The organism is Emticicia sp. (assembly GCF_049241225.1).
Classification (GTDB): Bacteria; Bacteroidota; Bacteroidia; order Cytophagales; family Spirosomataceae; genus Emticicia.
In genome coordinates, this window is sequence record NZ_JBMLRC010000413.1 from 1 (window position 1) to 2,727 (window position 2,727).

Here is a 2,727-nt window from a genome sequence, read left to right on the forward strand (position 1 = left end):
CCCTCGGAGCTACTTTTTATATTTATTAAGCATATGATGCAGTCGACATTCCTGACAAATATGATTTCAAAAACAATCATATTTTATAATTTCTAAAAATAGCTGCGGGTAATTTATCCTTCCTATCAGGTAAAGAAAGATTCTTCATAAAAGATACTTGAAACTTCGTATCTCTACATATTTTTTCTCAAAACTTCACTCTCTTTTTCTCGTATATGCTATTCAATTACGCATTTGTTGATAGGCATTGTAAATCTGTATTTCTTCTTAGTAAATAATCTGCGTAATTATTCTTACCAGTCACGCATAAAAAGCTACCATTCACGGTATGAACGAAAAAAAACAATTTGGAATAATCAATATTTGTACTCCATATGTTATAGTGAATATACTCAAACAAGAATATCTATAATAAATCTATACGACCTGTAGTGTGATTAATGACCAAATGCAATCTTAATCATTTATAAAAAACTCATACCGCAAAGGTATTTGTAGTCTCTTTTTGTTAATGCCTCATATTTTAAAATTTGTATGAGTGTGACACTATCAGACTGTTTAAACCACAACATAAATAATGATGAATACTATACTAATTTTAAAAAAATCAATTGGCCTTATTATTATTGCTTTTTGCCTGTTAGGTCTAAACACAACATTAGCCCAAGCTCCTAATAAAACTTGGACCGCAGGGGCAGGCACTTCAGACTGGAATACAGCCACTAACTGGAGTCCTTCGGGTGTACCTACTGCAACAGATATTGTGCAGATAAATGTAACCGCAGGCTTATATCCTGAAATCACAACCACCGATGCCATCGTTAAAGCCTTGATTGTTTCCTCAAATACATCTTTAAATATTACACTCAACAGCCAATTGACCATTAGTAATGGTGTAGTTACTGTTAACTTTCGTTACGCAGTTATTAACAATGGTACTATTAATAATAATGGAAAGTTGTTAATAAGTGGTGGAACAGATGTAGGAGTAGGAATTGAAAACCAAGGTATTATTAAAAATAATACAGGGGCAGAACTTACAATTGGGTCTGTAAGTTCTTTCGGGATTTCACTTAATAATACCAGTGCTTTATTAGAAAATTCTGGTCAGATACTTTTGAAAGAAAATACTTGTAACTCTACATATTATATAAGGGTAAATGGCGGCCGCTTTAATAATACTTCTTGTGGAATCATCAAGAGTTTAAGCACATGTGCTATAAAAACAGAAACAGGAGCTACATTCAATAACGCTGGCTTACTAATCGTTTCAAATCCTCCACCCTCTTCCAATTCTCTTATTAGTACGATTACCAGTAATACGGGTATAATTCAAGACTTAAATGGAGGTGGGTTTTCATTCCAACAACCATCAACATCAGCTATTAACGCTTTAGGAGTTGCTCCTTCTAATTGCCCCACACTTGACAACGGAAGCATTATAGTTTTCAACTTAGGAGCAAATACTGAATATATAGTAACCTTAGGTGCGAATGGCACACCACAAACGCTTACCAGTAATGCTTCTGGACAATTGACTATTGGAGAAAATCTATCTTTAGGAACTTATGCCTTGACAATCAAAAAATCCTGTTGGCCACAAACTGTCAATTTAAATGTTACTATATCCGAAGCAAAATTAATCAGTGTACTCAACTCAAGAAATGCATCTTGTACACTTTCAGGAATAATCGTATTTAATACTAATATGGGTTTTACAGCTCCGTTAAGTACATACCCTATGACTTATAAGCGAAATGGTGTGAGTCAAACAGGAACAGTGTCTGTATATAATCAAGGAGGAGGACACATTTGCCTAATTGACAACTTAACAGAAGGTAATTATAGCGATTTTAAAATAAACTATGGTACATGCGAAGCAACTTTTGCTGGTGCTATTTATTTAGCAGGAGGTGCTTCTGCTACTACAATTACTAATCCTACAACTTGTACTGGCAGCAATGGCAGTATCGTATTTAGTACTTCTGTTAATACAGGCACATATACTTTAAATTACAAAAAGAATGGAGATGCTCAAAGTTCGAATATAACAGTAACAGGTACAAGAGGAAGAAGCTTCACTCTATCGAATTTGAGTCCTGGCATTTATACAGACTTCGCCCTTATAGCAGGCAACTGCACGGTGATGTATTCTCCCACCATTCGTATTGGTGACTTACCGAATCCAAGGATAAACAATACTTCTCCTGTAACTACCTTCGGAGGAACAGATGGTAGCATTTCGATAACTGGACTGGCTGTAAACAAAACATATAGTATAAGTTTTCAACGAAATGAAGGTATTACTCAAAATATAAGTGCAACATCGAATTCAGATGGTAATCTTACTATATCCAACTTAACAAGCGGAAACTATACCAATATCATTCTAAGCATTAATAATTGTAGTAGTATTCCACTATCCACGGTCGTAGACTCTCCTAATCCTACTACTTTAAGTACTGTACCTAATCAAACTATATGCGAAGGTAAAAATATTAATAACATTATAATTACTTTGGGAGGAGATACAGATGCGTCACTCAGTGCTTCTAGCAGCAATCCAGTCCTTACACCTACATATACTTTCGAAGGTACGGGGGCGAATCGCACTTTGATGATTACTACTACCACTGGTCAAACTGGTACATCTACTATTACTTTAACTGCTGTTGGTTTAAGAGGAGGAACAGCCACAAGCAGTTTTCTGCTGACAATAAATCCAAC

Annotated in this window: 1 protein-coding gene; it reads left to right on the forward strand. The window is 35.1% G+C overall.

Annotation, left to right across the window (positions count from 1 at the left end; all coding sequences use genetic code 11):
- Positions 1-577 precede the first annotated feature (577 nt).
- On the forward strand, positions 578-2,727 hold a 2,150-nt coding region (locus tag ACOVO2_RS21320), incomplete at its 3' end, for a hypothetical protein (RefSeq protein ID WP_421771927.1).